Source organism: Okeania sp. (assembly GCF_035285525.1).
Taxonomy (GTDB): domain Bacteria; phylum Cyanobacteriota; class Cyanobacteriia; order Cyanobacteriales; family Microcoleaceae; genus Trichodesmium.
In genome coordinates, this window is the sequence record NZ_JAYKGW010000171.1 from 55,214 (window position 1) to 79,435 (window position 24,222).

22 protein-coding genes and 1 pseudogene are annotated in these 24,222 nt (G+C 36.2%); 8 read left to right on the forward strand and 15 right to left on the reverse strand.

From position 1 onward, the window contains the following. Positions 1-129: 129 nt before the first annotated feature. A complete protein-coding gene (locus VKJ25_RS16360; protein WP_324237704.1) occupies positions 130-747 on the forward strand; it encodes a DUF4340 domain-containing protein in 618 nt (205 codons plus the stop codon). A 44-nt stretch (positions 748-791) separates the two neighbouring features. Here VKJ25_RS16360 and VKJ25_RS16365 read toward each other — a convergent pair whose 3' ends face one another. Together VKJ25_RS16365 and VKJ25_RS16370 are read right to left on the reverse strand one after the other, a co-directional pair. After that, the gene (locus VKJ25_RS16365; RefSeq protein ID WP_324237705.1) at positions 792-1,031 is read right to left on the reverse strand and encodes an element excision factor XisI family protein; all 240 of its coding nucleotides are present in this window, start codon (positions 1,029-1,031) and stop codon (positions 792-794) included. A gap of 278 nt (positions 1,032-1,309) precedes the next feature. Then, positions 1,310-1,540, reverse strand: a pseudogene (locus VKJ25_RS16370) (element excision factor XisH family protein); the annotation flags it as partial. A gap of 361 nt (positions 1,541-1,901) precedes the next feature. On the opposite strand from VKJ25_RS16370, the gene VKJ25_RS16375 reads away from it, so the two are divergent. The 5 genes from VKJ25_RS16375 (at position 1,902) to VKJ25_RS16395 (ending at position 7,763) form a co-directional block, all read left to right on the forward strand. After that, positions 1,902-3,041, forward strand: coding sequence for an ABC transporter ATP-binding protein (locus VKJ25_RS16375; RefSeq protein WP_324237706.1), 1,140 nt, complete (start codon positions 1,902-1,904; stop codon positions 3,039-3,041). A gap of 127 nt (positions 3,042-3,168) precedes the next feature. After that, on the forward strand, positions 3,169-4,266 hold the full coding sequence (locus VKJ25_RS16380; protein WP_375340340.1) for an ABC transporter substrate-binding protein: 1,098 nt from the start codon (positions 3,169-3,171) through the stop codon (positions 4,264-4,266). 426 nt (positions 4,267-4,692) lie between these two features. After that, on the forward strand, positions 4,693-5,589 hold the full coding sequence (locus VKJ25_RS16385; RefSeq protein WP_324237707.1) for an ABC transporter permease: 897 nt from the start codon (positions 4,693-4,695) through the stop codon (positions 5,587-5,589). 471 nt (positions 5,590-6,060) lie between these two features. After that, positions 6,061-6,909: an ABC transporter permease gene (locus VKJ25_RS16390; protein WP_324237708.1), complete on the forward strand. Its 849-nt coding sequence runs from the start codon at positions 6,061-6,063 to the stop codon at positions 6,907-6,909. A gap of 158 nt (positions 6,910-7,067) precedes the next feature. Beyond that, a complete protein-coding gene (locus VKJ25_RS16395; RefSeq protein ID WP_324237709.1) occupies positions 7,068-7,763 on the forward strand; it encodes a YdcF family protein in 696 nt (231 codons plus the stop codon). Between the two features lie 206 nt (positions 7,764-7,969). Here the strand turns inward: VKJ25_RS16395 and VKJ25_RS16400 are convergent, their stop codons facing one another. Beyond that, positions 7,970-8,566 (reverse strand): pseudouridine synthase, encoded by a 597-nt coding sequence (locus tag VKJ25_RS16400; RefSeq protein WP_324237710.1) that lies wholly within the window; start codon positions 8,564-8,566, stop codon positions 7,970-7,972. Positions 8,567-8,719: 153 nt separating this feature from the next. On the opposite strand from VKJ25_RS16400, the gene VKJ25_RS16405 reads away from it, so the two are divergent. Further along, positions 8,720-9,562 carry an alpha/beta fold hydrolase gene (locus VKJ25_RS16405; RefSeq protein ID WP_324237711.1) on the forward strand — a complete coding sequence of 281 codons (843 nt, stop codon included), beginning with the start codon at positions 8,720-8,722 and terminating at the stop codon, positions 9,560-9,562. Positions 9,563-10,004: 442 nt separating this feature from the next. Here the strand turns inward: VKJ25_RS16405 and VKJ25_RS16410 are convergent, their stop codons facing one another. From VKJ25_RS16410 to carA, 6 genes are all read right to left on the reverse strand, one after another. Beyond that, positions 10,005-10,274 (reverse strand): DUF1816 domain-containing protein, encoded by a 270-nt coding sequence (locus tag VKJ25_RS16410; protein WP_324237712.1) that lies wholly within the window; start codon positions 10,272-10,274, stop codon positions 10,005-10,007. Positions 10,275-11,205: 931 nt separating this feature from the next. Then, positions 11,206-11,580, reverse strand: a complete 375-nt coding sequence (locus VKJ25_RS16415) for a hypothetical protein (protein WP_324237713.1) — start codon at positions 11,578-11,580, stop codon at positions 11,206-11,208. Positions 11,581-11,623: 43 nt separating this feature from the next. Further along, positions 11,624-12,490, reverse strand: coding sequence for a 23S rRNA (guanosine(2251)-2'-O)-methyltransferase RlmB (rlmB, locus tag VKJ25_RS16420; protein ID WP_324237714.1), 867 nt, complete (start codon positions 12,488-12,490; stop codon positions 11,624-11,626). A gap of 548 nt (positions 12,491-13,038) precedes the next feature. Beyond that, the gene (locus VKJ25_RS16425; RefSeq protein WP_324237715.1) at positions 13,039-13,431 is read right to left on the reverse strand and encodes a Mini-ribonuclease 3; all 393 of its coding nucleotides are present in this window, start codon (positions 13,429-13,431) and stop codon (positions 13,039-13,041) included. Positions 13,432-13,719: 288 nt separating this feature from the next. Then, on the reverse strand, positions 13,720-14,070 hold the full coding sequence (locus VKJ25_RS16430; RefSeq protein ID WP_324237725.1) for an STAS domain-containing protein: 351 nt from the start codon (positions 14,068-14,070) through the stop codon (positions 13,720-13,722). A 208-nt stretch (positions 14,071-14,278) separates the two neighbouring features. Beyond that, a complete protein-coding gene (gene carA / locus VKJ25_RS16435; protein WP_324237716.1) occupies positions 14,279-15,433 on the reverse strand; it encodes a glutamine-hydrolyzing carbamoyl-phosphate synthase small subunit in 1,155 nt (384 codons plus the stop codon). An 885-nt stretch (positions 15,434-16,318) separates the two neighbouring features. Here carA and VKJ25_RS16440 point away from each other — a divergent pair. Then, complete coding sequence (locus tag VKJ25_RS16440; RefSeq protein ID WP_324237717.1) at positions 16,319-16,981, forward strand: retropepsin-like aspartic protease family protein; 663 nt, start codon at positions 16,319-16,321, stop codon at positions 16,979-16,981. Positions 16,982-17,193: 212 nt separating this feature from the next. Here VKJ25_RS16440 and trpD read toward each other — a convergent pair whose 3' ends face one another. The 6 genes from trpD to VKJ25_RS16470 form a co-directional block, all read right to left on the reverse strand. Then, positions 17,194-18,246 carry an anthranilate phosphoribosyltransferase gene (gene trpD / locus VKJ25_RS16445; RefSeq protein ID WP_324237718.1) on the reverse strand — a complete coding sequence of 351 codons (1,053 nt, stop codon included), beginning with the start codon at positions 18,244-18,246 and terminating at the stop codon, positions 17,194-17,196. A gap of 328 nt (positions 18,247-18,574) precedes the next feature. Continuing rightward, positions 18,575-19,183 (reverse strand): hypothetical protein, encoded by a 609-nt coding sequence (locus tag VKJ25_RS16450; protein WP_324237719.1) that lies wholly within the window; start codon positions 19,181-19,183, stop codon positions 18,575-18,577. Positions 19,184-19,882: 699 nt separating this feature from the next. Then, entirely contained in the window at positions 19,883-21,181 is a 1,299-nt protein-coding gene (locus VKJ25_RS16455; protein WP_324237720.1) for a glycoside hydrolase family 10-like protein, read from the reverse strand. A 110-nt stretch (positions 21,182-21,291) separates the two neighbouring features. Continuing rightward, positions 21,292-21,534, reverse strand: coding sequence for a type II toxin-antitoxin system VapC family toxin (locus tag VKJ25_RS16460; RefSeq protein ID WP_324237721.1), 243 nt, complete (start codon positions 21,532-21,534; stop codon positions 21,292-21,294). An 8-nt stretch (positions 21,535-21,542) separates the two neighbouring features. Continuing rightward, positions 21,543-21,773 carry a type II toxin-antitoxin system VapB family antitoxin gene (vapB, locus tag VKJ25_RS16465; RefSeq protein WP_324237722.1) on the reverse strand — a complete coding sequence of 77 codons (231 nt, stop codon included), beginning with the start codon at positions 21,771-21,773 and terminating at the stop codon, positions 21,543-21,545. Positions 21,774-22,523: 750 nt separating this feature from the next. Continuing rightward, the gene (locus tag VKJ25_RS16470; protein WP_324237723.1) at positions 22,524-23,795 is read right to left on the reverse strand and encodes an aspartate aminotransferase family protein; all 1,272 of its coding nucleotides are present in this window, start codon (positions 23,793-23,795) and stop codon (positions 22,524-22,526) included. Positions 23,796-24,222: the final 427 nt, after the last annotated feature.

The following is a 24,222-nucleotide window of genomic DNA, read 5'->3' on the forward strand; positions in this document are numbered from 1 at the left end:
TGTTGTTTTGAGCAATAGACGTCTACCCTCGTACCGGGTTTCTGGGTTCACTTGCGTAAGTCCTGAGTAATATTATAGGATTTATAGGGGCAAGTGGCCATCTACTCCCTACTTCCTTAAATAAATAATATGAAAATTCAAAAAACAACTTTAATATTAATGTTAATAGCACTTACTTTAGGAGGATTCGTTTACTTATTTGAAATTGTAGGTAAACAAAAGCAAGCAGAAATTCAAGAACAAAGAAAACGAGTGTTTGATTTTGAGGACGAACAAATTCAGGCTGTTACTATCAAACAAAAGTCAGGAATATTAACTTTAAAGATTGACGAACAAGCAGAAGAAAAATCTTGGAATATAACTGCACCTATAGCCAAAAAAGCTGATTTACAAACAGTCGAATTTTTGTTAGATGAACTAGAAAATCTCAAAAGCGATCACTCAATTACTACTTCAGTTTCTCAGTTATCAGAATATGGTTTAGAAAAACCAGAAATAACTTTAGAAATTCAACTTAAAGATGGTAAAACAAATCGTTTATTTTTAGGTCAACCAGACTTTGATAATAGATTTATATATTCTCAATTAGAATTGGAGGGAGAAGCACCGGAAAAAGTATCTATTTTGTTGTTATCTATCAACTTCAAAAATATAATAACTAAACCAGTTTCTGAATGGGAAGAACAAGAAAAAATTGAAGAATCATCGGATAAAACAGAAGAATCTTTAGATAAAAAAGATGAGTGATAAAATTAAAATTAATTTAGTATTCTAGAGGTATTTCCTGTTATTTAAACAACAGCAAACTCAGTTAAATTAAGAGTTTCCAGATCGTAGAAAGGTAAAAGAATATCTTCTTTTGGTACATTTTCCCTTAATAACTCATTAGCAATTCCTTCTTCCGTCCAATCTTCCTGAATATAAATCTTCTCATTTTTAATCCGAATATAAACAGAAATTGCTTTAATTATTTGACCATTTTTCCAACCAATATTAAACCAAGGATATTTACTTCTTTGGTCATTAAACATTAATAGCTAATCAATATCAGGAGCGATAACCTGTTTGATAATTAATCAATTTGTACATTTAATAATCTCCTCTTTTTTGACGTCAATTACTAATAGTATAATTTGATATTTTTGCAGTATTAATTCAATTGCAACTTGTACAAAAAAAAATCATAAATTTCGCGATCAACTGCTAAATAAACTTGATAACTAGGATGTATAATATAGCAATGTGCGCACTTAATATTTACAAATTGCCGGAGGTGTCGAATAGCTAAAAACTTTATATTATAGGCTATTCATTCTTCCTCCATACCTGTTCCCTGTTGCCTCTTCCCTAAAAGCAGCGCTATAGAAAGAAATGTTTGATAAATTAAGTATTGTCCTAATGCTGTTTCAAATTCAAGCATCGGAGAGGGAGTCACAAAACTTTTAATTTCAATCACAATTTGTTGCCCTTCTCTGGTTGCAGAAATTGTTTTTTCACCAGCTATATCTGCAAACAATTTAACTTCTTCATATTTAATAGGATAAGGGTCATTTCAGTTATTAGTATCTCCTGAAATCAGGAGGCATTGAGTTATAAATAAAACTTTTATTATATCATACTTTGACAATTATTGAAAAAAGATTCTTCCTTTGAATTTTTCTTTTCCTTCTACCTTCCTCTAAATTATCGGAAGACTGAAATAAAGTCTGGTATAGCTATTACAGCCAAGATAGTTATACTTTATCTATAAAACAGACAAGATACCTGTTAGTGTTTTACTTCACTGAAGTGAAATGAACTACAAAGACCTTAAAAATAATTTAAAATACTAAACAATCTCATACTTAAATTTATTAAGACCCAATTTCCCAATCATATTCCCAAATTAAAACATAGCAATTATGACTCAAACTGCACTAAATATTGGGACAACCCTAACCAAAACCCAAAACGACGTTGAATTGCGTAAAGTCTTCAAAGTATTTGATGGCCATGCAGCAGTACGAGGCGTGGACTTCAATATTCGTCAAGGAGAATTTTTCAGTATTCTCGGCCCTTCTGGTTGTGGTAAAACTACCACATTACGCTTAATAGCTGGATTTGAAACCCCATCAGCAGGTGAAATAATGATTAGGGGTAAATCGATGAGCCAAATTCCGGCTTATCGTCGCCCAGTCAACACTGTTTTTCAAAGCTACGCTTTATTCAACCATCTAACTGTTGAAAATAACATTGCTTTTGGACTCCGAATCAAAGGTTTAGGAAAAGTAGAAACTGAGGAAAAGGTAGCACAAGCTCTACAGTTAGTGAAAATGGAGAAATTTGCCGAGCGCTATCCGAATCAAATATCTGGTGGACAACAACAACGGGTAGCTTTAGCTAGGGCTTTAGTAAATCGTCCAGCAGTATTATTATTAGATGAACCCCTTGGTGCCTTAGACTTGAAATTACGCAAACAAATGCAAATGGAATTGTCCAATTTACACCGAAATTTGGGGGTGACATTTGTAATGGTGACTCACGACCAGGAAGAGGCCATGAGTATGTCCGACCGTATTGCGGTAATGCACGAAGGCAGAATAGAGCAAATAGGTTCTCCCCAAGAAATTTATGAACGCCCCGCAAGTCCGTTTGTGGCAGATTTTATTGGAGATACAAATTTATTTCAAGGTCGGGTCGAATATAATGATGACTCTCATCTGGTTGTGAAGACAAATAGTGGTCTGAAGATTTTTGTACAACAACCACAAGTGAGTCAAAAAAATGGAGAAATATATGGTGGTGCTTCAGTATTTGTAAGTGTGCGGCCAGAAAAGGTTAGTATAAGTCTTTATTCTCCAGATGTATCAGAAAATTGTTTTGAAGGCAGGTTAATTAATGTAATGTATTTGGGAACTCATGTACATTATCAAGTAAATTTGTTGTCAGGCGAGCAGGTAATGGTGAGGCAACCAAATACTGAAGGAACATTGCCTGACCCCAATACTCCTATCTATGTTTATTGGGCAAAACACCATTGTTTGGCTTTAAGTGAATCATAAAAAGTAATTAAACATATTTAAAACTTCAACCTAGACTTACTTGTGACCTTGAACTTTTATAACTACCGTGCCTCCAACTAATTTACAGAAATACCAGCATGATGTAGCTAAATCAATTTACCCCAAAATTGGTAATAATTCTAGACGTAAATTTTTGAAAGCGTCAGCAGCTACTATCGCAGTTTCAACTCTATCCAGTTGTGGTTGGAAATTAGCCGAAGTGAAATCCGATCCTCCAACACAGGGCGATCCAGATTCACTCTATATTTATACTTGGGCTGGCTACACAGATCAAGATATGCTTGATCGCTTCTACGATGAAACTGGAATTAAAGTAACCGCAGATGTGTTTGACTCTAATGAATCAATGCTAGCTAGAATCCAAGCGGGAGGAGGTGGAGCTTATAGTATCATCTATCCATCTGACTATATGGTGAAAAAAATGGCTGGGCTAAATTTGCTGACAGAGTTAGACCAGTCTCTAATTATTGGTTTGGAGGATCTATTTCCTCAATTTCAAAACCCTATATACGATCCAGGTAATGCCTATAGTGTACCCGTAGCTTGGGGAACTACTGGTTTAATTTACAATAGCAAATTGTTACCAACAACTCCTGATGATTGGGAATATCTCTGGGAAAATCAAGATTTGGTATCAAAGCGGATGACTTTAATCAATGATGTCCGTGAGGTGATGGGGTGTACTTTAAGAAAATTAGGATATTCTTATAATTCTACTAATGAAGAACATATTAAGCAAGCTTATGAAGAGTTACTGAGACTCAAACCAGCGATCGCTTCTTTTACTACATATGGTTGGCAAGCTCAAATGTTGGTGGAAGATTTGTTGATTGCAATGTGTTATTCTTCTGATGCTGCGGAAGTTCAACCAGAAAATGAAGATTTAGAATATGTTGTTCCCAGTAGTGGTTCATCCTTGTGGACGGATACATTAGTCATTCCCAAAAATGCTCCTAACCGAGATGGTGCTTATCAATGGATTAACTTTATTTTACAGCCAGATGTAGCAGCTCAAGTTGTGGAAAGACTTAGTTTTGCCACAGCTTCTCGTGCAGCTTATGAAATGTTACCAGAAGAAATCAAAGAAGACCCTACTTTATTTGCTCCAGAGTCAGTTATTCAAAACTGTGAAGGTATAGCTCCATTGGGTGAATCTTGGGAAGAAGTTTATGACAAATATTGGACTCAATTAACAAGTGGATAATTTAAGGAAGAAGGAAGAAGGAACAAGGAGGAAGGAGGAAGAAAAAAGGAGGAAGAAAGAAGACAAATTTCTAAGTTTATTTGAGGGAATTATTCTACCAACTTTTTTTTAAGTTATTAAGTTTTAAAAAGAGGAAGGAAGAAGAAGGAAGTAGATAAGGAAGAAGTAAATAAGGAAGAAGACAAGTTCCTAAGTTTATTTTATGGAATTATTCTACCAACTTTTTTCAAGTTATTAAGTTTTCAAATTTTAACTTGAACTGAAAGCTGATAATTAGACATCCTCAAAAATTAAAAATATCATCAATTAGTCTCCCCTATTCCCAGTTAAGTGTTCCCTGTTTCCTAGCGCCTAGCGCTATAATTACTCCCCCCTATTCCCAGTTAAGTGTTCCCTGTTCCCTAGCGCCTAGCGCCATAACTGATTATGACTAAACCATCTATTCTTAATTCTCAGTCAAAAAATAATATAAGTCAAATATTTTCCAAAATTTTAGGTCCTACAGTTTTATTAGGTCCGGCAGGTGTATGGTTACTATTTTTATTAGTATTTCCAACTTTAGTAATTTTTGAGCTGAGTTTAGTCGAAAATATTCGACCAGGAGATTTAGTAATTCCTGATGGTATTGCTAACTATTTACGAGTTTTTGAACCTCTGAATTTAAAAGTAATTTGGCGTTCAATATATTTAGCTATAGGTACAACAATTTTATGTTTATTATTAGGTTTTCCTGTAGCTTATTGGATTGCTTTAATGTCACCCAAAAAATGGCGAAACTTACTTTTATTAGGTTTTGTTTTACCACTTTGGACTTCATCTTTGCTACGTTCTTATGCTTGGATTACAATTCTACGTCCTACTGGTGTATTAAATTCAATTATTGGGATTATCGGATTACCTCCTTTAGAAATATTGAATCGAACTCCGGCAGTTTTAATAGGTATGAGTTACAGTTATTTACCTTATATTGTAACAGTTCTTTATGCCTCTTTAGAAAAATTAGACCGGAGATTATTAGAAGCATCATCAGATTTAGGTGCTACTCCTATCCAAACTTTTTGGAAAGTCACAGTTCCCCAAAGTTTACCTGGTATTGCAGCAGGTTCTTTATTAGTTTTTATCATTTCTTTGGGAGATTTTGTAGACCCAGAATTATTAGGTGGAGCTTCAAGTATGACCGCTGCTCGATTAATTTATAATCAGTTTTTAGGAGCTACTCAAAATTGGGGTTTTGGTTCATCTTTGAGTATGGTGTTAATTTTAGGAGTGAGTATAGCGATCGCTCTCTTACTAAAATTTGGTGACGGTAGACCCTCTAAATAAAGTCAAAAGTCAAAATTTATGCATTCAAAAGTAATATAGGAGTCAGCTATCAGCTAGTCTTATTCAGAGGAACTTCAAGTTATTAACTTAACTATCACACCAAATCAAGAATTAAAGCGCATAAATAATTTCATTCATCATCTTACCTTTAATTTGTAATTTGCTTGATTTGTTCAAAAGCTCAATACGAATGCATTCCGCAGGAAGAGCTAATAACTAATAGCTGTTTGCACAGCATTCCGCAGGAAATGCTTACCGAATAGTTAATAATTAATAATTAAAAGTTGATAGTCAATAATTATTCATTCAACAATTCACGTCTGGAAGCCTCCCCTATCCTAGGGAATAAATCAAAAATTTTCCTTTTAGTCAATCCCTTTCTTTGAAGAAGGGTTAATTATTAATTATTAATTGTTATTAATTGCTAAAATATTTTTAACAAAAAATTAAGATTAACTAACAAGTTTCAAGATGACAAATACAGTAACAACTAAAGAAGATGATATCCCAATAGATATGTCTAAATCTCAACTTAAACTTCAGATTTCTTGGCAGGTAATATTTACAATTTCCATGTTTTTGTTCATGTACTTGCCGATTTTTGTATTAACTTTTTATAGTTTTAATAAATCCAAATATAGTGCCGGATGGGAAGGTTTTACCCTGCAATGGTATGTCAAACTTTTTCAAGATACAAGAATTTTAACTGCTCTCCAAACCAGTTTAACTGTAGCTATTTTGGCTGTAGCTGTTTCAGCAGTTATTGGTACTTTAATGGCAGTAGGTTTAGCCAAATATAAATTTCGTGGTAAGTCCTTATATTTAGGTATTTCTTATTTGCCATTAATTATTCCTGATATCGCGATCGCTGTAGCTACTTTAGTATTCTTAGCTGCATTAGCTATTAGATTAAGTTTATGGACAATTATTGCCGCCCATATTGTTTTTTGTTTAGCTTATGTAGGCTTAGTTGTTTCCACCAGATTAGCAGATTTAGACCCTAATTTAGAAGAAGCTGCCCTTGATTTAGGAGCAACCCCATTAGAAGCTTTTATCAAAGTATTATTACCTCAATTAATACCAGGAATTGTGTCTGGATGTCTATTAGCTTTTGTACTAAGTATGGATGATTTTTTAATATCTAGTTTTACCGCAGGGAGTGGCGCAACCACATTGCCAATGGAAATTTTTAGTCGGATTCGTACAGGGGTAAAACCTGATATTAATGCCCTTAGTGTAATTCTAATTATCGGCTCTGGAGCGATAGCTATTGTTGGGGAATTTTTGCGGAATAATAGTGAAAAAAAGAAGAGAAACTAAATGAATGTTTGGCGGAGGAACTATAAAAATTAAATGAATGTTGGCTACGGGATCTTTCCGGCTGCCACTGCTGTGTTTTGTAAATGATTTATAAGAAAGGATTGTAGGGGTTTGGTCTCCAAATCCGTATCAAACTAATAAGATGAAACTAGGAGTATATGGGAGAAAATTTAACTATTCGTAGAAACAAAAAAATTAAAAAAATACTCTTGTTGGTATTTTTACCAATAATTTCTGGTCTATTAGTTTGGTTAGTAGGAAATACTATTTTGCTTAACTCAGCAGCAAAAGCTCCTGTTGATGCTTACTTGGTTTTGGGTGGTAGTATTAAACGGGAAATTTATATTGCTCAAATCGCTAAAAAATATCCTGAAATACCTATATTAATTTCTAGTGGTTCCGCAGAACCCTGTGTTGTGGGATTATTTCGACAAGCAAATGCTCCTTTAGATCGGGTTTGGTTAGAATATTGCTCTAAATCTACTTTTGGTAACTTCTTTTTTAGTCTGCCAATTTTGGAGAAATGGGGAGTTAAACATATTAAATTAGTGACATCTCGTACTCATTTACCGAGAGCAAAATGGTTAGGACAAATTATTCTGGGTTCTCATGGAATTTGGGTAGAAACTGATATTATTGAGCAAAAAGGTATACCAGGAAATCGTGAATCTCTTCTCAAGGCAGGTTTAGATGTTATTCGTAGTTTAATGTGGGCATTTGCAAGTCAGTTCATTGAACCAAAATGTACGGATATAGCAAAACTTTCAGAGGTGAATGTGCAAAAATGGTGCGATTCTGGCTTTAAGTGTGAGCATAAAAGAGAATTAAAGCTACATTTAATTTGTAATCCTTAGTAAGTAGTCGTGCTTTTAGGAATTTCCTAGTTGAGAGAGGGAACAGGGAGCAGAAAGAAAGAATTAATAATTTCTCGATAAAATTGGAGATGTCTAATAGACATCTACAAAAATTAACAATATAATCAATTATTACCCATAAATCATCAATTACTCCTGCAAAATATTACTTTTTAATTTTGACTTTTAATAAAGTTTTGGGTCTCTCAAATCTTACTTTTGAATTTGAATAAGGATGCAATTTCAGTTGAATTTAAGTCTCGCCACTCACCAGGTTTGAGTTCATCAAGACGAAGATCAGCGATCGCTATTCTTACTAACCGCAATGTGGGAAAACCTACTGCTGCTGTCATCCTTCGTACTTGACGATTTCGACCTTCTGTGATCATGATTTCTAACCATGCAGTAGGTACAGTTTTACGAAATCTAATGGGTGGGTTGCGGGGTGGTAGAGAGGGTTCTACAGATAATAATTTAACTTTTGCAGGTCGTGTTCTATAATTTTTGATAGTTATACCCTCCTCTAGTTGCTTCAATGCTGTGGTATCTGGTATTCGTTCTACTTGCACCCAATAAGTACGAGGATGAGCAAATTTAGGATCAGTTAGTCTATGTTGAAGTTGTCCGTGATTGGTTAAGAGTAACAAACCTTCACTGTCTTGGTCTAATCTACCAACTGGATATACTGAATCAACTGAAATGTACTCTTTTAAAGTATGATGTCGATGGTTACTATCAGAGTTGTCAGTAAACTGACTCAAAACATTATAGGGTTTATTAAACAATATATATCGATAAACCATAAATTTTTTTCGTTTTTGGTGAATCAAGTTCAGGACTTACACAAAGGTACTATGTATAGAGTTCAAAAACTATTGTCCAATAGTTTTGGGCTCTATATATAGCGTCTCTGCGTAAGTCCTGGTAAAGTATTTTGAGATGACAAAATAAGAATTATGTTCCCATTATCACCCCTACATTTTCAACTCCAAGGAGCAGGTTTTCCTATTCTCTGTCTCCACGGACATCCAGGTAATAGTCAATGTATGTCAGTCTTTACCAACTCTCTATCCCAAAAATTTCAAACTATTGCTCCAGACTTAAGAGGATACGGCAAAAGTTCTACGAAAACCAACTTTAAAATTACTCAACATTTAATAGACTTAGAAAAACTTCTCGAACAACTGCAAATCTCTAGATATTTAATCTTAGGATGGTCATTAGGTGGAATTATTGGCATAGAATTAGCTCTGAGAAACCCAGAGAAAGTTGCAGGTTTAATCTTAATTTCTACAGCAGCAAGACCTCGAAGTAATCATCCACCCATAACTTGGCAAGATAATTTTTATACAGGTTTAGCCGGAATCATAAATTATTTTGTGCCTGGTTGGCAATGGAATATTAATACCTTTGGCAAGCGATCGCTATTTCGATATCTCATCCAACATCACACTCCTGCTACCTATCAATACCTAGCAAAAGAAGCAGTTCCCGCTTATTGGCAAACTTCTAAAATAGCAACTAGAGCTTTGAATCAAGCTTTAAAAGAAGGTTATAATAGATTAACCGAAATATCCCAGATTAAATGTCCTTGCTTAGTATTAGCAGGGGAGAGCGATCGCCATATTACTCCTGAGTCTAGTCAAGAAACTGCTCTTCACCTCAAAAATGCTATTTGGCAATGCTATCCCAATACTGCTCATTTATTTCCTTGGGAAATTCCTAACCAAGTGCTAACAGATATTGAAAATTGGATAGAGCATCACCAAACACATTTTAGACTCTTCAACCAGAACTAAACTTGACTTTTTTCACTTTTACAGGTAGAGGGTAAATGGTGAAAGTATTGTCGTGTCGGCATCTTGCCCGCAATGTACGTAGCTGATATAGGAGCCGAAGCCAAGGGGGCGGACGCATCAAAAGTCTAAAACCCAGACAGAGCAGGATTTTTCCTTCTGCCTTCAGCATAGCTGTCTTCAGCATAGCTGCTATAACAACGGAAAGTGCTGTAAATTATAAGCGATGCAATAGTAATTTTATCAGTCTCATGGAAAGAAACTCTGAAATTATCATACACAGAACTTACGCATTAGGAAAGAGCTTTGGTCATTTTAGATTGCTTTCCTTTCCTACGGAATACTACGCAAAGGGAATGCTCAGCAAAAGCTGTCCCTGGCGCTGCGAGTAGTGCAATGACAGAAATACGTTGCGCGTGCGTAAGTCCTGATACAGATCTATCGTTTAGCTCAATACAGAATTTACCATTACCTTAGTATTTGGCAATTCATCAGATATAGTCAATTCTTCAGGTTGACACTGCTCAATAGAAACCTGAATAACTTGAGCGCCTTCACCTTCCAAATCTTCTATATAACCTGTCTCAGCATTTTTAGCTTCTTGATCTGTGACAAAAGGACCAAAATAATAAGTGCAATGGGGGTTTGTAGTAGAAATTTTAACCCACCAAGCTATTCCAGATAAGTTTAGAATATTGACGAATGTTTCTTTCATGTTATTTAAAAGTCTGACTATTAGTAATTGATTATTGAATGTACTGATTTTAATTTCCAATCATATTGATAACTTCCAAGTTTAGAAGTTATAAGTGAACTATCCAGGGAAAATTTAATCCATGACTAAACTAAGTTCTGGAAACTATAGTGACTCTTTATTATAGTAAAAAAAGCTAGTATTAGGTTTGTAATATAGCAATTTTCAATAGGTTCCAATATTTTATAGTAGGGGTTTAGTATCCAAACCTTAGCAAAATGGGATTTGGAAACTCCATCCCCACAGTTTTTTTTCACAAATTATTTTTGATACTTATACTAAGCAACTTCTGTTTTTTAATCGTGTAACATTTTTCTCATAAGTCAGACATATTAATAAGTTATTAAATTACTTATATTATGTACCCTTTAGTCTTTTTAGAAGTTACTCAAAATTTCAAATTTTATATCTTAGGGAGTAGGGAGTAGTTAAAAGTATTAATAGGTTTGAGTTTTCATTTTTTCCTAACTAAGTTATTTCCCAAAAATTCTATTATTTTCAGGACTTACACGGGAGGCACTATATATGGAGTATTGCTCAGTTACGACATACGCTTTACATGTCCCGTAGCGTTTCGGCGCTTGAGCCGACATATAAAGCGGAGCTTTGCGGAACGCAAAACACACCCTACCCATAGCGTTCATGGCTTTAGTCCTGATTTTTTTATTAGAACTTACGCAAAGAAAGGCACTGATAGATAGGTTCTTGGTGCGTTACCAAGTCCGCTTTTCATGTCCCGTAGCGTTTCGGCGCTTGAGCCGACATATAAAGCGGAGCTTTGCGGAACGCAAAACACACCCTACTGGACTTTTTCATCTTAAATGGTGCATTAGAAAATGGGAGATGGGGTGATGGAGGGGGATGGGGGGATGGGGTGACGAAAAAAGCTATTTTAGGTGAAACAATGCACTACTACACTGACACACCTAAAACTGTGCAGAGCGATTTTTTCTACCTTGTCTACCTTATCTACCTTATCTACCTTGTCTACCTTATCTACCTTGTCTACCTTATCTACCTTATCTACCTTGTCTACCTTATCTACCTTATCTACCTTATCTACCTTGTCTACCTTATCTACCTTGTCTACCTTATCTACCTTGTCTACCTTATCTACCTTGTCTACCTTATCTACCTTGTCTACCTTGTCTACCTTATCTACCTTGTCTACCTTATCTACCTTATCTACCTTATCTACCTTATCTACCTTGTCTACCTTATCTACCTGTCCTCCTTGTCTACCCATAACCAAAAAGTAACGCACCATTGTGTGTCAGTCCACTATAGTGTTCATGGGTAAGTCCTATCTATTACATACGCAAACTTTTTGACCAGCGTTGACGATGTATTTCATAAATGGCCATACCAGTTGCTACTGATACATTTAAACTAGGGGTACTTCCCGACATTGGTATAGAAACTAAGACGTCACAGTTTTTTTGAATAAGAAGACTTAAACCCTCTGCTTCGCTACCAACAACTAAAACAATAGCTCCGGTAAATTTTATGGTATGGATAGGTTCCCCATCATTTGCCACAGTACCATATATCCAGAAACCCTCTTTCTTCAACTCTTCCAAAGCATTGCTAAGATTAACAACTCTAGCTACAGGAAAATTTTCTAAGGCTCCTGCTGCAACTTTGGTCACAGTGGAAGTTATTCCCACGGCTCGTCTTTGTGGAATAATTAAACCTTGTATTCCCAGAGCTTCTGCAGTACGAATAATGGCTCCTAAATTATGAGGATCGTTGAGACCATCAGCTACCAACAATACAGGTTGCTCGGTTTTGGATTTTGCTTGAGATATTAATTCGTGAAGTTCTTTATACTGATAAGGACATACTTGAGCTGCTATACCCTGATGATTTTTTCTATGGGTAATTTGAGTTAAGCGTCGATCGTCTACTTCATCTATAATTGTACCTTTGGTTTTCGCTTCATTTAGTAATGTATGAAACCGGGGATCGTATCGCAGTGGAGGAATAATCCAAATTCGGTTTAAATATCGTTCACTCTGGAGAGCAGCTTGCACACTATGTCGTCCGTAGATTAAATCATCATTTTCGTCATTGATATTTGTGGAACTATCATTTTTGGGCTGTATATCTTTTAGTTTAATTTGTTTCTTTTTTTGCGGTTTTTCTTGAGAATTTAATTTCAAATTTTTCGTAGACATAATCTTATAGCAAATCTAGTTTAATACCAATAATATTTATCAAATAAACATCTCCAAAAATCCCAAATATAATCAATTTTTTTTCATTATTTATGATGAAAAAAAATTATTTTCCCTGTTCCCTCTTTATATTTTACAGAAATAATAAAGTCAAATTTTTAACTGTTGAAATAATTAGGGTTTGCTGATTTATCGGGAACCGTAAAAGTATTTTAGTAGCAAGGAGAAGCCAGAATCCAGACATCCTGCAATCCAGCAGGAATAGGAATTACAGAAGAAGAATTATCCCTTGATTTTCGGCTAATTAGCAAACCTTAATTATTTTTACCTAAGAATTAATAATCAAATAATTCAGCTTTATTAGCAATCGTTAGCGGAGCTTCCCGGCGGAGGGTGAGATGGCAAGGTTTATTGATCTTATAGAGTCGCGTTTTATATTAAGTAAAGATTTTTATAAAGCATAGCTCTAAAAGGGAGAAGTAATTATCCATTATTAATCATCCATTATTCATTATTCATTAATTCCTACTCCCTTATTTTCCCGAATATTAATCTAATGCTATATAACCTAATAATTGATTTAATCTTTGAGGATCGGTCAAATATAAATATCCAATTAAAGTCTCTAAACTCGTAGCTTGTTGATAAACCTCTGGGTCTAATCTTTTTGGTTTCCCAAAAGTAGCATTACGTCCTCGCTTCAGAATATCTAACTCTGCACTGGTAAGATGTGGCTTCAAATTATGTAAATGATCGGCTTGAGTTTCTGCCCTAACTTGGGCCACAACTAATTGATGATAGTAATGCGATCGCTTCGGTGGTATCAAGTAGTAATTCCGAATATACAATTCATAAACAGCATCTCCTAAATACGCCCAAGCTGAAGGCGAAATTCTTTGAATTTCTGCTGGTGTGAGGATAGGGTAGTTTAACTCATGCAAACTAATTATTCTCCTTTTAAGGTTATCATTTCTACTTGATCAAACATTAATCTATCCCTCATTTTCTATCCGAAATATTTATCTATCATACCAAATTACTTTAGGAATATCAGAAATAGTTTCCCACTTAAAAATGTCTGATTAAGGTTTTTAGTTAATCAAATCTAATCTTCTGGCTACAGTAAAACGGTATAACTTATCTGATAGATGACCCCCGTCTAGAGTTTTGTTTTCTGACGGGAGATAAAATCTATCTAGATTTAGATAATTGGTTTTTGCATTGCCTGGTCAAGACTTTTTGAAGTTTTCGATAGCTTCATCTAGTGAAGTTCGTAAAGATAAAAACTTCTCTAAACGAACCAACTTAACTGTTTGAGTTACACGAGCATTAGAAACTATCTGCAAAGCACCTTTATATTGTTGGGTATACTTTACCAGTTGCACAAGTGCTCCTAATCCAGAGCTATCAACAAAGTCTATCTTGGACAAATCCAAGATAATATTTTTTGGTCCTTGATCGATTTTTTTCTTCAGCGTTTTGCTAAAAGTAGCTTCTGAGAAGGCATCTAATAACCCTGTTAGGCGGAATAGCTGGTAGTTATCCTTGACGTCTTGAGTGCCTCTCAGGCTCACAGTCAGGGTTAATTGTTCAGGAATAACACCCTCCTCGCTTGATTCTGCATAATTTAGAATAGATATTTTACTCCATAAAGTGAAATTTGTCTACTATATAATGACTTGTTTTTATAGACAAATGTCTAAATTGAAACAATGGAAGATTTTAACCAATAGTCAAGATTTGCAAACAAAATCAGATTTCTATTTTAAGGTTAACCGTGAGATAATATCATATTTTGGCTGTAGCTTTTCGAGAATCTTCCATTGCTTGAACAAAACGTTCAAACAAGTAATCAGCATCGTGAGGACCAGGACTTGCTTCAGGATGGTACTGGACAGAGAACAAAGGCAAAGATTTATGTCGTAAACCAGCAACAGTTCGGTCATTTAAGTTAAGGTGAGTAATTTCTACTTCAGGCACTAAAGAATCTGCCTTAATTGCAAAGCCATGATTTTGACTGGTAATCTCTACTTGCTGCTGTAAACCCGCTGGGTGATTAAGACCCCGGTGACCAAATTTTAGTTTAAAAGTTTCAGCTCCCAGAGCTAGACCAAGGACTTGATGTCCCATACAAATGCCAAACACAGGCTTAGATGATTTTAGCAACTCTTTAGTAGTTTCAATCCCCTCTGTTACAGCAGATGGGTCTCCAGGACCATTAGACAGAAATATACCATCAGGGTTATGCTTCAGAATTTCTGCTGCTGGGGTATTAGCAGGAACAACTACAACTCGGCAACCATAACTAGCTAAACGTCGTAGGATATTTTTTTTCACTCCAAAATCTATGGCAACAACTGTAAAATTTTCTTCCGTATTACCAGAAACAGAAGGGTTAAACTCCCAATGTGAATTAGTTGTTTCTGACCATTCATATACTTCTTTAGTTGTGACTTTCTGAACTAAATTTAATCCAGCCATACTAGGAGCAGATTGGACTTGTTCTAACAATTCATTTGGACTAAGAATTTCTGTAGAAATTGCCCCATTCATGGCTCCGACAGTCCTAATTTTGCGAGTCAAAGCACGAGTATCTATACCATAAATTCCCGGAATTTTATGTTTTATAAGATATTCTGATAAAGATTGAGTAGAGCGCCAGTTACTAGGACGTGGACAAATATTACGAGCGATCACCCCTTTGATGTGTGGTTGATTGGACTCTTCATCTTCCGGGTTAACTCCTGTATTTCCCAATTCTGGATAAGTAAAAGTAACAATTTGCCCACTATAACTTGGGTCGGTGAGGACTTCCTGATAACCAGTCATTCCTGTATTGAATACTACTTCTCCGATGGTAGTTCCTGGAGCGCCAAAAGATAGACCACGGTAAGCAGTTCCATCTGCTAGAACAAGTAAAGCGGGTTGACCTGAGATTGACATTATTAATTCCTCTTGCAGCTTTTAATTTAAAATTTGAGTCCTTTTATTTATAGCAATTCTAATTTATTTTAGTAGACAGATACAGATAAAATGTTGCATGGGGTAGGGGCGGGTTTTAGCTAGAATTTTCATGCTTACTCTAAGATTTATATAAACCCGCCAATCATGCACACTCATTAGCTGTGTCTGTCTAGTAGGGATTTAGTATCTAAATCCTATTTCAGATTTCGTTTAGAGACCAAACCTTTACAGTTTTTTTTGAGAAATTTCTTCATCAGGACTTACGCAAAGGCTCTATATACAGAGTATAGGTGCGTTACGCTACGCTTTTCATATCGCGCAGCGAAACGCACCCTACCAATAGCTAAATCCTATTTTAGATTTCGTTTGGAGACCAAACCCTTACAGTTTTTTTTAGAAGTTTCTTCATATTGCTATATTATTTAGTTATCAAGACATCCAGCTAAATCTATAGTTTTGAAATACTAAATTTTATTATTTGCATCATTCTTTACTTAGGTTATTTAGAATATAATCAGGACTGACGCAAGTGCAATGTATTTTCGTCCGATACGACGGTCGGGAAGCAATCTCAAACCCCTGTTTTTCGTACCTCATGGCTTTAGTCCTCATCATATTAACAGGACTAAAGCCATGAGGAGCGGAATTTTCTTGGCTTGAGATTGCTATCCTGACGGACTGCTTCGCCAACGCTCCTCGCGGGCAATGACAGAAATACGTTGCGCGTGCGTAAGTCCTAAGTAAATAAAAAAACTAAAATTCTCACCTATTCCCTCCATACCTATTCCCTAAAAATTAGATAAAATTAACTTAAAGTTTAGAACTTAATCATAAACAAATAATTGATATTCTGAAAAAGTAATAATGATGGAAAATTTTTCACTCTATAATTCTACTAATAGAAGTCTATTTAAGCAAATTAAGCAAAATTTTCAACAGCAACAACAGGTTAAAACTATTTTTGGGAAAATACCATCCATATTATTAACAACATTTATTTGTACCACAGCGATCGCTCAAGAATATCCAGGATGTTTTATACTTGACCAAGCTGGCAATAGGAAAGATTTAACCATATCAATTTGTAATCTATCTGTAGAAGAATTATCAGAACAAGTATCAACTTCAACAACTACAGTAGCAGGAATATATCAAATACCAATCAAAAGTCGTCGCGGAGGTAGTCCGGTAATTGATGTTACTTTTAATGGTAATCAAACTTATGAAATGATTTTAGATACTGGTGCAAGTTCTACTTTAATTACTCAAGAAATGGCAAAAACTCTCAAAGTTATAACTTTAGAAAAAAGAAATTTTACTTTAGCGGATGGCAAAGATGTACAATTAGGGGTTGGCAAAGTTGGTTCTATTTCTGCGGGAGGTTTAACACTTAGCCAATTTGATGTTGCTGTTGCTCCTACAGATGCAGATCAAGAATTAGGGTTACTGGGGCAAAATTTTTTTGGCTCCTATGATATAACCATCAAGGAAAATGTAGTAGAATTGAAGGTACGTTCTGGTGGTTAGAAGCTAGAAATGTTTAAATATTGGTAACACAACCTTCTAGGTTGTTACAGCAAACGAAGGCTGTGTTACTCTAAATATGCAGATAGCGTTCATGGGTAAGTCCTGATCTAATCGTCTATTGGTAACACAACCTTCTAGGTTGTGACAGCAAACGAAGGCTGTGTTACTCTAAATATGCAGAAGGTTTTTTTCATTTCAAATCTAGAAATTTTTCAGATTCGTAAGAATTTAACTAACTGTTCTAACTTTGACCAAGCTGCCCCACTTTGGAGAATATTTTTAGCTTTACTAATACCTTCTCCATGAGCTTCTAATGGTACAACACCTGCTACCTGTAGTGCTAAAGAACTATTCAAAGCAACCACATCTGTCTGTGCAGAAGTTCCCTTACCCTGAAGGACATTCTTGAGAATTTCTGCATTTTTGGCCACATCTCCACCCTGTAAAGCACTTATTGGGGCAAGATTCAAGCCTAAATCTTGAGGGTTAACAGTTGTCATTTTTACCTTACCATTAGATAAAATAGCTATATCTGTAATATCCCCCAAACCAGCTTCATCAAGTTTTTCTCTACCGTGGAGAACAATCCCAGATTCTAATCCTAATATTCCCAAAGCTTGAGCCACAGTTTCTACTAAGTTAGGATTGTACACCCCAATAACTTGACCTTGGGGACACAAAGGATTAACTAAAGGACCCAAAAGATTAAATACAGTTCTTACCTTCAAAGTACGACGTAGAGGAACTACAGACTTCATTGCTGGATGCCAACCTGGTGCAAATAAAAAAGTAACTCCTACCTCAGATAAAGCAGATCTTACTTTTTCTGTGGGAGCGCTCAAAGCTATTCCTAATGCTTCCAAAACATCAGCGGAACCAACTTTACCAGAAGCGGAACGGTTGCCATGTTTAGCTACTGGTACTCCGGCCGCAGCTACAACAAAAGCAACAGCAGTAGAAATATTGAATGTAGAAGCTCCATCCCCACCAGTACCACAGGTATCAATGACTGGGTATTGGAAGTGGTTCATGTTTTGTTTATCATCATTATGTTCTTTTGTCAATGATAAAGATTGTAATACTTTTGCCATACCAGCTAATTCTTCAGCAGAAACACCTTTAGCTTGTAAGGCGGCTAAAATTGCTCCAGAGAGAACAGGTGGAATTTCTTCTTGTAGCCATTTTTGCATTAAATTTGAGGCTTGAGAGGAAGATAAAGATTGATTATCAAGTAATTGCTGTAATAAACTAGGCCATTCAGTCATATAAGTTTAGCTTACTGGTTATCAAAGTAGTTGTTTGAAGTTAAATATTACAGAATTTAGGTGCAAGAAAAGCAAAACATAATAATTTTATTAGGACTTACCCATGGGGAAGGAAATTTAAAGGTTTGAGATTGCTTTCGGTCTGGAATGCGGAGCATTCATGTCGCGGAGCGCAAAACGCTGTGGCTTGCGCTTCCCAAAGCTGCGCTGACACAATGACAAAATTGCGTTTATGCGTAAGTCCTGTTTATAAGTTATTGCGCAGATTGTTGTTCAAACCAGAAAATTTATGCAAAGAAACCCGGTTTCTGCGTAAATCCTGACTATTCTACCGACCAGGATACAAACGTATGAGAGCAATCCCTGTAATTGCAGCAACCAGAAACCAGGTGACAGATAAACCAATTACCTCACTAATAAAGAAACCGCTCTCTTGATAAATCAACCCACCGACTGCCCAACCTAGAGATAAACCAATTGCCCAAGCAATAATATTTGCAATCATCCACCACTCTTCCCAATATATTTGCTTCCTCAAGACAAACCATTGACCTAATCCTAAAATCCCTCCCACAATAGCACCATTAATAAATCCGTAAAATAACCTTAGCCAAATTTGTTCGGTTCTGGGAGCGATCCAACCTAATGCTCCCAAACTACCTGCCCCAATTAATAACCAAGTCAAAATGCTTACCACTATCCACCATTTACTGCGGTAGATCAGATTTCTCAGTACCAACCATTGTGTTAGTCCAATGATACCTCCACCAATAGCTCCGGAAAAAGCTCCAACATAGGGTCTCACTCCGACTTCCACAAATATTAAGCTGAGGAAAAAGCCGATAATAGTGAAAAATACCCACTGTAACCAAAAACCCCATCCAATTTGTTGGGGTGTAGTCTGGGAGAAATTATAGTACAACTTGGTAAGTGACATTAAAGATATTTTCTTAGTTATAGAAACTGGGTTGGCATTAAATATTATACTATAGCAGAAGGCAGAAGGCAGCTATGCTGAAAGCAGAAGGAAAAATCTGGCTTTGTCTAGGTTTTAGGCTTTTGATACATCCTAACCGCCTTGGGAGTTGCTATATATAGCAGGACTTACGCAACTGCAACGTATTTTCCTCCGATATGACAACAGGAAGCAATCTCAAACCCCTGTTTTTCCTACCTCATGGTTTAGTCCTATATAGATTAACAGCACTAATAGATAGATGGGCATTACAGCAATTTTCATTTCAGTAGACCAAAGTAGAGAGCTTGCATAAGGGCGTCCCTGCAAGGTTGTGGTTATGGCTCCAGTCCGGTGGTTCATCAAGAGTGAAAAGCGCTGTAGGGCGGGTTTATGTAAATTAGGACTTACGCAAAGAAACCCGATTTCTAGGCTCGTACCGGGTTTCTGGGTTCGCGTGGCTTTAGTCCTGTAAATCTTAAGAGTAAACATTAAAATTCTAGCTAAAAACTGCTCCTACTATTGGGTGGGTGAGACACTCCCTGTACTTCTATAATCAACAGGACGCAAAGGCACTATATATAGCGTCTTGCTCAGTTACGAGATACGCTTTACATGTCGCGTAGCGTTAGCGGAACGCAAAACACACCCTACCAGTAACGTTCATGGCTTTAGTCCTAATCAAGTTTCTTTCGGACGAGATACAGAAGTAGGAAACATTTGCTTAAACCGAATACGTCGCTCTTGGGGTGAGTCTGGAGTCATATAACTCCATAAAGTTTCCCAATAGAAAAAAGATACACCGGCAAAGTTGCGATCGCGTACTGCTTGCACTTGTTCTTGAATTTTCTCAATTCTCATAGTGGTTTTTAAGGTTCCTGCGAGAATACCAATACTAAAAGGAATTTTATTTCTAGTATTTTTGACAGGAGGTTGTTCCAACTCTTCTACAAATGAAGATAAACCATCTCTATACACCTGCAAAATAAATTCATCTACAAAACCTCTCTCGATCCAAGTTTGCCAGTCTTGTAAATATAAATTGTAGGAAAAATCATAAGGATTAGAAGATACAGAGACAATACAGTTGGGTTTAACAGCTTTGATAGATTTATAAAGTCTTTCCAGGAAGGCAGTAATTTGATTCGCTCGCCATTGCATCCATTCTGGGTTGGTAAAATCTTCTGGAGGATTTTTCCCTTGATGTTGTTGCCGATAAAGTTGTACTGTAACCGGATCGTAGCCAAATTGTACTGGCATTCCGAAGCGATCGTCTACTTGGATGCCATCGACATCGTATTTTTGCACAACTTCTAATATTAACTCTAGAATAAAGTTTTGCACCTGGGGATTAATAGGATTCAGCCAAACATTGTTGATGGAGAGTGACTGCTGAAGTTGGTTTAATAAAGATTTTTCATCTGATTCCGGGAGTAAATCTTTTAATTCTAATTCAAATATACTTTCAGAAAAATTGCTGTTTTTGTCAATGCTCGTTGTTACCCAATGGGGATGACGTTTGACTAATACAGAATTGACTGGGGCCATGAAACCATATTCAAACCAAGGGATAACTCGGAGACCTTGGCGATGAGATTGTTTAAATATTTCTTTGAGTACATCTCGCCCCAGACGAAATAAAGCTAAAGTAGAGTCTTGAGATTTACCTGTAACTTTTTTGGCGACTTTACTTGGGTAAAAGGTGTTACCCCGGTTCCAGGTTACGGGATAAACTGTGTTGAAATTGAGTTGAGAAAGTTGACGGAGAGCGCGATTAATTGCCCAAGGAGTGAATAATACACTACTGCTAACGTTGGTGATCCAGACTCCCCGCACTTCTTTTTCTGTTGTGATTTTGGCATTGACTGGAGTTGGAGGGGTTAATATTGTGCTGAGGGCAATGGAGAGGATAGCGATCGCTACTCCTACGACTAGACATATTTTTAATTGTTTTAATTTATGATTAATTTTATTAGTCATTTACAGAAAAGAGGGAATAGGGAATAGGGAATAGGGAATAATAATTGATTTTACTTTTGATTTTTGGAGATATCTATTAGTCATTTACAGTTTGATCAATTTTTAAGTTGTCAATTCATTCCCATAACCTCTGAAATAGGTAGCAAGAGAATATCTGAGAATTCAAGTTCAATTTGAATAGTTTCATAGCTTTGTTCCAGTGATAACTTACCAATATTCAACTTAATAGCAATTTCCCAGAGACTAGCAATACTTAGATAAACTTTATCTGCTACATCAATCATATTTCTTATGTTATTAGGCAAATTAGGATCGTTTTCAGATAACCAAATAAAGGTATGAGTATCTAACAAAAAATTACTTATTCCATGTACTCCTTAAAATCTACCAATGGCTCGTCAAAATCATCAGGTAATGGTAAAACAAACGTTCCTTTTAATATACCAGAACGACGTTTTTTTAAAGGATACTGCTCTATGGCAACATCTTTCGAGTAGTTTTCCATCAAATACTTGGCATAATGTAGAACTTCTTGTTTGAGAGATTCTGGCGTTTTTTCGATCATTTTCCAAATTTCTGTGTCAGTCTTCATGGTTGTTATTAGCTTATATTTTGTATTTATAGATACCCATAAAATAGAAAGCATATATCAATAAAAAATAATTGATATTTTAGGTTGTCAAAATAATAATTTTTACAGAAAATAAGATACTTCTTTTATTCTAAAAATGCTAATTTTTTTGGGTAAGGATTCAGCTATTAGCTGTCAGCTAACCTCCTGGGTCGGAGCTGCGCTAACAGCAATAAAAACCTCAGTTCTTAAAGAGAATATTTAAACGAATCAAGAAAGTAAAAACTGAATTTTGTATCAGAAAAATTTCTGATTTATCGGCAACCGTATCATTAAGCTTTTTTCTCAAAATAAAATCAATAGCTGACCGCTGAATGCTGAGTGCTGAATGCTTAAACTTTTTGCAGTTTTAGGAACTAAAAAGCCAGCATTTTTTCGGGTAAAAAAAGGCACTTAATTCTTGACATTTTCAAAGTTACAGCTATTTATAATTAAATCAGGACTTACGCATGAGGAACGAAATTTCAAGGTTTGAGGTTGCTATCCTGACGGACTGCGACCCATTCATGTCGCGGAGCGAAACTCTGTCGCTGGCGCAGCGCCAGCGCAGCGCTTTTCATGTCGCGTAGCGTTTTATGTCGGCTCAAGCGCCGAAAACGCAATAACGGCAATACCTTATTTTGCGTAAGTCCTATAAATGTTGATAACTAGCGGGCATTTTGCCCGCGTAGATGTACATCGCGCCTGGTAGAATCCGCTGTGTTTCGCTACCTACTTAACAACATTAGCGATCGCTTTTGCTAAAATATTTATACCCTCTGTTACTTCAGTCTCATTAACTATCAGTGGAGGCACAAACCGCAAAACCTTTGGACCTGCTGGCACGATTAATAAACCTTCATTCATAGCAGCTTTAACTAGCTCGATAGAAGTCAACTCGATATCTGCATTTAACTGCATACCATTAATCAAACCCCAACCGCGAACTTCCGTAAACAAATTAGGATACTTAGTTGCAATAGCATTTAATCCTACCCGCAACTGTTCCCCCCGCTGCTGTACATTTGTCAATAAATTTTCCTGTTCCAAAGTTTGACAAACCGCCAACGCTACCGCGCAAGCAAAAGGGTTGCCACCAAAAGTGCTAGCATGACTTCCTGGCGCAAACACATCACAGTCAGATTTACATAACATTGCACCAATGGGGATACCGCCACCTAACCCCTTTGCAGAAGTGAAAATATCTGGTTCAATGCCCAGATTTTCATATCCCCAAAGTTTGCCACTACGTCCCATTCCTACTTGTACTTCATCCAATATTAAAAGAATACCTTTCTCATTACAAATTTCCCTAATTCTTTGGAAATAAGCTACATCACCAGGACGGACACCCCCTTCTCCCTGAAGGGGTTCCAGCATAATAGCTGCAACCTGTCGTTCATCTTTATCTAAGAGAGCGATCGCTTTTTCTATAGCAGCAATATCATTGTAGGGAACATAATAAAATCCTGGCATCAACGGACTAAAACCTTTATGATATTTCGGTTGTCCAGTGGCAGTAATAGTTGCCAAAGTACGTCCATGAAAACTAGCATGAGCAGTCAAAATTGTAGGATTTTCTATATTTAACTTTTCATGGGCATATTTCCTGGCAAGTTTGATTGCTGCTTCATTCGCTTCTGCTCCAGAATTACAGAAAAATGCCTTGTCAGCACAAGAATGTTCTACTAACCATTGTGCTAATTCTCCCTGAGCTGGAATATAGTATAAATTAGACACATGATGCAGTCTTTGAATTTGCTCTGACACTGTTGCCATCATCACGGGATGAGCATGACCTAAGGTACAAGTAGCTATTCCGGCCACAAAATCTAAATATTCTTTGCCTTCAGTATCCCAAACCCGACAACCTTGACCCCGTTCGAGGGCAAGGGGGAAACGCCCGTAAGTGTTCATCACATAAGCGTTGAAATTCTCAGCACTAAATGTTGTGTATGTACCAATTGTTTCTAGAGACTGTTTAACTATTGTTTCTGGAGTCATAGATTATATCTTTCAGTTATGTTCGTAAAATTAAATGTCAATACTACCTTAATTTTAGGAGAGGATATAAATTTTTTCCGCTTTTTTTAATTTATCAGAACTTACGATAAAGAAACCCGGTTTCTAGGTTCCTCCGCCAAGAAACCGGGTTTCTAAGTTCTCCCGCCAAGAAACCCGACTTCTAAGTTCCCCCGCCAAGAAACCGGGTTTCTAGATTCGCCTGAATAATACGAATGATAAAAAAGTTGATTAAATAAATTTTCCCAACTTTCACTATTATGTAAAATACAAGAATATTTAGTATCCGCTCAATAAATTGGGGTAAGAAGAGAAAAAGTGCAGCTAGTATGGTAAAATATTACCCATGACGCCAAAAATATCATCATCAAAATTAGTGGCCACATTACTGCAATCAATTGACCCAGAA

Bases quoted from the DNA above. Each gene is read 5' to 3' on its own strand.
- VKJ25_RS16390 (WP_324237708.1), top strand. From the start codon at position 6,061: ATGACAAATACAGTAACAACTAAAGAAGATGATATCCCAATAGATATG.
- VKJ25_RS16455 (WP_324237720.1), bottom strand. From the start codon at position 21,181: ATGACTAATAAAATTAATCATAAATTAAAACAATTAAAAATATGTCTA.
- VKJ25_RS16470 (WP_324237723.1), bottom strand. From the start codon at position 23,795: ATGACTCCAGAAACAATAGTTAAACAGTCTCTAGAAACAATTGGTACA.
- VKJ25_RS16415 (WP_324237713.1), bottom strand. From the start codon at position 11,580: ATGGTGCGTTACTTTTTGGTTATGGGTAGACAAGGAGGACAGGTAGAT.
- VKJ25_RS16395 (WP_324237709.1), top strand. From the start codon at position 7,068: ATGGGAGAAAATTTAACTATTCGTAGAAACAAAAAAATTAAAAAAATA.
- VKJ25_RS16400 (WP_324237710.1), bottom strand. From the start codon at position 8,566: ATGGTTTATCGATATATATTGTTTAATAAACCCTATAATGTTTTGAGT.
- carA (WP_324237716.1), bottom strand. From the start codon at position 15,433: ATGTCAATCTCAGGTCAACCCGCTTTACTTGTTCTAGCAGATGGAACT.
- vapB (WP_324237722.1), bottom strand. From the start codon at position 21,773: ATGAAGACTGACACAGAAATTTGGAAAATGATCGAAAAAACGCCAGAA.
- VKJ25_RS16440 (WP_324237717.1), top strand. From the start codon at position 16,319: ATGATGGAAAATTTTTCACTCTATAATTCTACTAATAGAAGTCTATTT.
- VKJ25_RS16385 (WP_324237707.1), top strand. From the start codon at position 4,693: ATGACTAAACCATCTATTCTTAATTCTCAGTCAAAAAATAATATAAGT.
- VKJ25_RS16410 (WP_324237712.1), bottom strand. From the start codon at position 10,274: ATGAAAGAAACATTCGTCAATATTCTAAACTTATCTGGAATAGCTTGG.
- trpD (WP_324237718.1), bottom strand. From the start codon at position 18,246: ATGACTGAATGGCCTAGTTTATTACAGCAATTACTTGATAATCAATCT.
- rlmB (WP_324237714.1), bottom strand. From the start codon at position 12,490: ATGTCTACGAAAAATTTGAAATTAAATTCTCAAGAAAAACCGCAAAAA.
- VKJ25_RS16360 (WP_324237704.1), top strand. From the start codon at position 130: ATGAAAATTCAAAAAACAACTTTAATATTAATGTTAATAGCACTTACT.
- VKJ25_RS16450 (WP_324237719.1), bottom strand. From the start codon at position 19,183: ATGTCACTTACCAAGTTGTACTATAATTTCTCCCAGACTACACCCCAA.
- VKJ25_RS16365 (WP_324237705.1), bottom strand. From the start codon at position 1,031: ATGTTTAATGACCAAAGAAGTAAATATCCTTGGTTTAATATTGGTTGG.
- VKJ25_RS16405 (WP_324237711.1), top strand. From the start codon at position 8,720: ATGTTCCCATTATCACCCCTACATTTTCAACTCCAAGGAGCAGGTTTT.
- VKJ25_RS16375 (WP_324237706.1), top strand. From the start codon at position 1,902: ATGACTCAAACTGCACTAAATATTGGGACAACCCTAACCAAAACCCAA.